Source organism: Mesotoga sp. HF07.pep.5.2.highcov (assembly GCF_003666285.1).
Lineage (GTDB): Bacteria > Thermotogota > Thermotogae > Petrotogales > Kosmotogaceae > Mesotoga > Mesotoga prima.
This window is the reverse complement of sequence record NZ_JFHJ01000187.1, coordinates 1-6,976: the sequence shown is the minus strand read 5'-3', so window position 1 is coordinate 6,976 and position 6,976 is coordinate 1. Positions and strand designations below refer to the sequence as shown.

The 6,976-nt window shown below is 45.5% G+C and carries 7 protein-coding genes; 1 reads left to right on the top strand and 6 read right to left on the bottom strand.

All coding sequences use genetic code 11. The annotated features are described in order from the left end of the window. Positions 1-97: 97 nt before the first annotated feature. From BG32_RS03715 to BG32_RS03700, 4 genes are all read right to left on the bottom strand, one after another. Positions 98-895 carry a radical SAM protein gene (locus tag BG32_RS03715; protein WP_259459486.1) on the bottom strand — a complete coding sequence of 266 codons (798 nt, stop codon included), beginning with the start codon at positions 893-895 and terminating at the stop codon, positions 98-100. Between the two features lie 950 nt (positions 896-1,845). Continuing rightward, positions 1,846-3,114, bottom strand: coding sequence for a UDP-N-acetylglucosamine 1-carboxyvinyltransferase (murA, locus tag BG32_RS03710; RefSeq protein ID WP_006489945.1), 1,269 nt, complete (start codon positions 3,112-3,114; stop codon positions 1,846-1,848). A gap of 309 nt (positions 3,115-3,423) precedes the next feature. Further along, positions 3,424-3,774 carry a hypothetical protein gene (locus BG32_RS03705; protein ID WP_006489949.1) on the bottom strand — a complete coding sequence of 117 codons (351 nt, stop codon included), beginning with the start codon at positions 3,772-3,774 and terminating at the stop codon, positions 3,424-3,426. Positions 3,775-3,976: 202 nt separating this feature from the next. Further along, a complete protein-coding gene (locus BG32_RS03700; protein ID WP_259459487.1) occupies positions 3,977-4,477 on the bottom strand; it encodes a serine hydrolase in 501 nt (166 codons plus the stop codon). A gap of 188 nt (positions 4,478-4,665) precedes the next feature. Between BG32_RS03700 and BG32_RS03695 the strand changes: the two genes are divergently transcribed. Further along, positions 4,666-5,934, top strand: a complete 1,269-nt coding sequence (locus BG32_RS03695) for a patatin-like phospholipase family protein (RefSeq protein WP_006489953.1) — start codon at positions 4,666-4,668, stop codon at positions 5,932-5,934. A 49-nt stretch (positions 5,935-5,983) separates the two neighbouring features. On the opposite strand, the gene rbr is transcribed toward BG32_RS03695, so the two are convergent. After that, the gene (rbr, locus tag BG32_RS03690; protein ID WP_006489955.1) at positions 5,984-6,574 is read right to left on the bottom strand and encodes a rubrerythrin; all 591 of its coding nucleotides are present in this window, start codon (positions 6,572-6,574) and stop codon (positions 5,984-5,986) included. Between the two features lie 153 nt (positions 6,575-6,727). Continuing rightward, positions 6,728-6,976: cation transporter dimerization domain-containing protein (locus tag BG32_RS03685; RefSeq protein ID WP_310793866.1), on the bottom strand; the 249-nt coding region annotated here is incomplete at its 5' end.

Genomic DNA, 6,976 nt, shown 5'->3' with positions numbered 1-6,976 from the left:
GAGGAAGAACGGAAACTAACAGTCCCGAAACTACTGAGGCCAGAGTGAATCTGCCAAAAAAAGTGATCCACAAAAAGAAAGAGATTGTGAAAATCATCTAGTCCCACCTCAGAGGTTTCGCCCTGTAGCCTTCATTCGACTCGAAGTGCTGCATCCAACCGGTGAGGCCAAACGCATCTATCACGTTCAGTGCGTGATCGTACTCTTCTTCCGAAATTCTTCTCGATAGCTCATAGTATTCTCTCGCCCTGTAAACAGGTCGATACTGTGACATAAGCGATATGGGAACGGACGAAGATAATTCAAAAGCAACAAACTCCGCCATTTCTTCAGTGCCTGCTATTCCTTCAGGTAGAACAAGATGTCTGACGATAACTCCCCGCATGTTTTCTTCTCTGAAAGAGCCCGTTTGCCTGAACATCTCCTTAACTGCCTTCTTTGTGACAGTCCAGTAATCGGGAACAAGGGAGTATTTCTTTCCAACCTCATCGTCGGTGTATCTTATGTCTGTGAGGTATATGTCCGCGATTCCATCGAGAAGCCGCAGTGTACTCACTTCTTCATAGCCGCTTGTGTTAAACACTACCGGAAGGGAAAAGCCCTCCTTAAGAGCAAGTTCGTAAGCTTTGAGAAAGCCATACAGATTTGGAGTTGGAGTGACGAGATCGATGCAAGCGGCCCCTTCCTCCTGAATCTTCATAAAGTGTCGTGATAGCTCTTCAAAAGAAAAGACCTTGCCTGAATTCTTCTGACTGAAGGCGAAGTTTTGACAGTAGAGACAGCTCATTGAACAGCCACTGAAAAAGATCGCACCTGCACCGCCTTCCTTCACCAAAGGCGGTTCTTCCCCGAAGTGGAGAACAGTCGCCGAGACTCTTGGTTCGATTTTTTGCATGCAGAAACCAGGGACCTCGAACCTGTTTATACGACACTTCTTGGGGCACAGGTCACACGAGTGCAGCCTTTCACGAGTGTTTTCTATTGCTTTTTGCACTTTGACAAGTCTTTCTGCGTTTGAATCCATTTAATCCATTCCTTTTCTTCACTCTTGAGAGTTGACGTAAGACCGTCAGCTGAGATTAGTCACGCAAATTCGAGTCTATGGTAACTGGGATTGCGTTTGGACTATGGAAGAGAAAAGGAACACTTCGGGCAAGTTCGCCTAACCATCAACCCATAACGCACAACCAATCTAACATAGTCCTGAGAGTCTTACATTCCGTAATCTGAACTTGTTTCAGCATTGCGCTTCTAAAAACCGCTGTACGCTGGTGAAAAACACGTTGTCCGTCAACGGTTCACCGTCCTCCGAGAAGATCAAAACCAGATTCCGAAACAAGTTCGGGATGACAGAGTGAGGGGCTTCCTGCCGAGAGCCGATGCCGGAATAACTTTCTCAGTTACAGCAAAACCCTGGATTCCTGAATTGATGAGCCGGTTCTCTTCACGAGACCCCATACCCTGTAATCGATACCCTGCCCTTCTCGTCATCTGAACTTGTTTCAGCATCCAGTTCCTTTTCGCCGGCGAATACCGCTCAACGACACATAGTTCTCTTGGTCTTCCGACCTCCTACCACCAACTTTGAACCTCGTCTGCTTTTATTCATGCAACTTATCCTCTGCGCTTTAAAGCGTTCAGCGTATCTTAAAAAGCGGTTAACGGCTCTTCTCGGAAAACGGTGAACCGCTCAACGGAGAACAAGTTTTCTTTCTCTTCAGACCTCCCAACCACCAACCCTAACCTGTTTTTTTGTTTTTCTTGCTTACAACTCACAGCTTGCAACTTGGAACTGATCCTTTGCTCTTCCTAGCCCCAACCTCTGACCCCGAACCACGTTTCCATTCATTCTTCGTCGGGATAGAAGGTTATCTTCGCTCCCAGTGTTCTCAATTTCTCCTGAAACCTCTCATACCCTCTGAAGAGATGGGTAACGTTGTTAATTATTGTTTCTCCATCGGCCGCCAGTCCTGCTATCACAAGTGCAGCGCCGGCTCTTATGTCAGGGGCCACGACCTCTGCTCCGCTGAGTTTATCGACGCCGCATATGTTAGCGTGGCTACTCGATACTTTGATTCTTGCTCCCATTCGATTTAGTTCATCTACGTATCCAAATCTGTTTTCAAAGACGTTCTCTTCTATAACGGATGTGCCTTCCACCGTTGCTAGCACGGCAGTTATTATCGGCTGGAGGTCAGTAGGAAATCCAGGGTATGGTTCCGACGATATTCTTACCGGCTTCAGCGGTCCCTTCCAGAAGGCGTGTAAATAGTCTTGGCCTTTCTCTATACCTGCTCCCATCTCCTCAAGAATACTCAGGAGAGAAATCAGGTGGTCCGACCTTGTTCCGTGAATCTTCACGTCGCCTTTGGTGGCTATTGTTCCAAGGAGATAAGTGCCCGTTTCAATTCTGTCGGGAATAACCGAGTATTCCGATCCATGGAGATTTCTAACTCCGGTAATCTTTATGGTAGGTGTCGAGGCACCGGCAATCTGTGCGCCACACGCATTAAGGAAGTTCTGGAGATCCGATATTTCAGGCTCGCGGGCTGCATTCTCAATCGTTATCTTGCTTCCCTCCATTAGAGCCGCCGTGGTCATGAGCTGCTCGGTTGCACCAACACTGGGAAAGGGGAGCGCATAGACAATCTCTTTTTCAAAACTGTTGGGAATGACAGCCATGACGTCTCCATGTTCCTCCGTTATTCTGAAACCAAAGGCCTCGAGACCCTTCAGATGAAAGTCGACGGGACGCTGACCGATGTTGCAGCCACCGGGTTTTCCTACCTTTGCCCACCCGCAAATCATTGCAAGAGGGCCAATTATGTTGAATGAGGCCCTCATTTTCTTTACAAGCTCATACGGGACGTTTCCCACTAGTATTTCCCCTGGCATTACCGTTACCGTCTCATTTTCGAAAGAGACTGTCTTTCCAATCTGCTGAAGTATGGAAATCATTGTTTGAACATCGCGCAGTTCAGGGACATTTTTTATCACTACCGGTTCTTCGATCATGACAGTCGCTGCCAGAATAGGCAAAACTGAATTCTTGGAGCCGCTTGCCTTTATCTCGCCTTTGAGACTTGTGTTTCCCATAACAACGAGCTGGCTCATAATAACCCTCCAATCATTTTATCGTGTAAAAAAGACTTGACCGCACTATTATTTTATCAGAGGAAGAGGTTGCAAGAATGTCCATAGAATTCAGAGACTTTATTGACTCATTGCCTTTTTGTACATGCGAAGCCGTATTCTAAGCTCTGCAACTTCACCTGTACGATCGGGTTTGAACTCTCCCGCGCTTGACAGATCAGGTTCGCTCTGGCTGAACAGTAATCCTTCCTCCGATATTGACATCTCTTGAGGAAGAAATGGTGAGACCGGTTACAAGTCTTCTTCTGAGAATCCTCGCAAAGTATCTTCTTATGAACAGTTTGCAGTCTTTTTTGAAGATATCCAGGTCGGACTTCTCCCAAATACTTCCCAACGATCTTTTCTGCTCTCAAGTTCATCGCTGGCTGAAACCAAAATGATTGGGCTTAGTCCCAGAAGTTTTTCGATCACCATTCTGGTGAAGATGGAAGTTGCTTTGCTGCCATCATTGCTATTGGTAAGGACAGCCGAAAGGTTTAGATCGAGAAGTACTGCCAGCAAGGAAATCTGACCGTTGACCCGGCACCCATGCTGCAGGACTTTGACGCCTTCAATCTCCTTGACGAACCATCCTAGAGCAACTCTGGAGGCCGGAGAAGCATCGATTCTTCCCGTGGTCAAGGCCTCAAATGAGTCTTGACTTATGATTCCAGTCTTATGGGGGACGATTCAGCAAAGTAAAATGCAGAATACTTAAGCAAATTCTCGGCGTTGGTAACGATTCCACCTGCCGGATGCATAGCTCTCTTTATATGCCAAGGTTGTCAACGGATATCTTCTCCTTCTCGACATGATGGCCGGCGGCAAACCGTTCGGTAATGATCTATTCGGGAGAGAAACGGATCTTATCGAGATCGAGAGGTTTTGAAACCAATTCATTGATGGCTTCTTCGAAGGGCTTTCCGGTAATCGCTTCGATGACTCTGCTTGCGACATGAAACCGGAATTGCAGTACGAAATAATCATTTCCGGGGGGATTGATCTGTGGAAGTGTCAATGTGATCTTAACCATGTTTCCCATAACATTTTTGCCAAAACGGAAATCCTTGAAGTAATCTCCTTTTCCCGATAATTGAATAAGAAGATGTTTCATTGTCAATCTCTTCTCGGTCTCTCCGTCCGAGAGCTTGAAGTTCGGTAAGTAATCAAGTAATGGTCTTTCAAGATCAACTCTGCCGCGGTCTGCCAATCTCATTACTGCCAGAGCGACGAACGTCTTTGTTATAGAGCTAATCTGGAAGAAATTGTCCTCATTCACTTTCAGTGGATTGCTGAGGTTCGTAACGCCATAAGAGGCAGTGTCGACAGTTTCTCCGAAGCAAATTCTACATGACAGGCCCGGTATCTTTCTTATGCAACAACCTCTTCCTGTTTGGTCGCCATATTGACAAAGCCGTTTCTCAAAGATTCATGAACACCTTCCTTAGGCATTATATCCGAAGTGTGTTTAAGGGAGACTAATCTCTGGAATTACCGTTTAGTCTAATATAGAATTGTAGTGAGGTGACGAAAATGGCAAAGTTGAATCTGTCGGACCTGCTAATACCGATGAGTAAAAGGGTTAAGTTCGAAGAAAAAATAGGGCTCGTTCTTTCGGGGGGAGGAGCGCGTGGCGCTTATCAGATCGGAGTATGGAAGGCCTTGAAAGACTGTGGGATCGAAATTGGGGGAGTTTACGGAACCTCCGTTGGCGCGATAAATTCCATGGCAGTAGCCATGGACAATTTCGAAGATGCAAGGCAACTGTGGCTGAAAATCGATTTTGACAAAGTTGTGAAAAACGGCCCCGACGGAAACCTAATCGAAAAAGCCCTCGCTGCCTTGAAGAGCCGTGGTTTCGATCCTGCACCTCTGAGAGAGAACTTTGGTCGACTTCTTAAAGAAGAATTAGTACGAAAGGCGAAAATCGATGTTGGAATCGTCACCTATTCTCTTAGCAATATGGAACCCAAGGAGCTATTCCTAGACGATATTCCAGAAGGAAAGTTAGAAGATTATATACTTGCCAGCGCAAATCATCCGGTCTTCAAGAGAGAAGAGATCGGTTCAGAGAAATTCATCGATGGAGGAATATACAGGAATATCCCTGTAAACATGGCTCTTAGCAGAGGCTTCAAAGAGATTATCATTGTGGATCTCGGTCCCAAGAGAATAAGGGATGTGCTTACCCTCACTTCGCTTAAGAGATTGGAGGAAGTAAAGTATCTGGTTATCAAGCCCCGCGAGTTCTATGGAGACGTTCTCGATTTCGACCCTGAAATAGCTAGAAACTTCATGAGAGAAGGATATCTTAATTGTCTAGATGACTTGGGATATTTGAACGGCGAGGAGTACTTCGTCTTTGCCAGTCACGATACAATTGCACGGGCTCTGTTTTCTCTTTCTAAGAAGAAGAAAGAGGAGGCCAGGGCGATCTTTGCAGTTGAACCGTGGCAGAGCGAATCTACTCACCATTTCTATTACGGCCAGCTCATGCCGGTTCTTCAGGATCACTTTGGTATCTTCAATCCTGTTGAAACATGGGTACGACTGCTAGAAGACCTTGCACGTTATCTTGAACTGGAGAGGCTTGATCTTTATTCTCTCTACAGCTTAACAAAGGAGATTCTCTCAAGTCGTAACGTTGGAGTTGAAGGAAGAAACTACAACGATGTTTCCTGTGAAAGCATACTGAACTTCCTTGAATTTCTCGTGAAAAACTCGGATCTAGAAAGTCTTGAAGACCGTGAATTCAGTCTGTTTCGGGAAGGGTTCTTGTCATTGACCGATCTCAATGACTAGATGAAAAGGGTCCGGCAGAACCGGACCTCACTAGCTTAAGGATTTAGATCTAGTAGTTCTCAACGAAAAGTTCGAAGTAAGCCTTTGGGTGTTTACAAGCCGGACACTGCTCCGGAGCTTCCTTAGCTTCGAGAATGTAGCCGCAATTTCCGCACTTCCAAAGGACTTTTTCTTCTCTTTTGAATACCTTACCGGTTTCGACGTTTTCCAGCAGTTTTAGATAACGGGCCTCGTGTCTGCTCTCTACTTTTGCTATTTGTCTGAAGCTATTAGCGACATCCAAGAAGCCTTCCTTTTCTGCGACATCAGCGAAGGTCGGGTAGAGTTTGGTCCATTCCTCGTTTTCTCCAGCAGCGGCCGCCTTTAGGTTTTCTCTTGTTCCTCGTAGATCCACTGGATAGTCGGCATCGACATGTACCATAACGGGTAATTCATCTTTCATACCGTCAATAATGTGTTTGAAAAAGACTTCCGCATGTTCCTTCTCGTTGTCGGCGGTTTCCTTGAAGATTGCCGATATCTGTTCAAAGCCTTCTTTCTTCGCCACAGATGCATAGAAAGTGTACCTGTTTCTAGCCTGTGATTCACCGGCAAATGCCTTCATAAGGTTTTCAACAGTCTCTGAGCCTTTGAGATTCACAATTTCACCCCCGAATATTGGATGAGGTACCGAGTATTGATAGTTGATTGATGACCTGACGAAGAGCTTTTTCAAAACAATTATAGTACAGATTTGATTACAATCACGAATTTCTCTAAAAATGATGAGTTAAAGGTTTCTGCCTATATCTGGCTATTCCGATTTCTTGTCTTTGTTATTCAGGCTTTCATTAAATTCCTTAGAGGAGTCGATCCCGAAGTTCTCGTCTTCGACATTGCCAGAGGGTTCTACATGGACATGGACATCGTAGACATTTTTGTGATCTTCTTTTATAGAGGCCTCGACTTTTTTTGCAAGAGAATGTGCCTTCTTTACCGACATATCCGGGTCTACTTCAATATCTAGATCTACGAGGTACTTATAACCCATTTTTCTCACTCT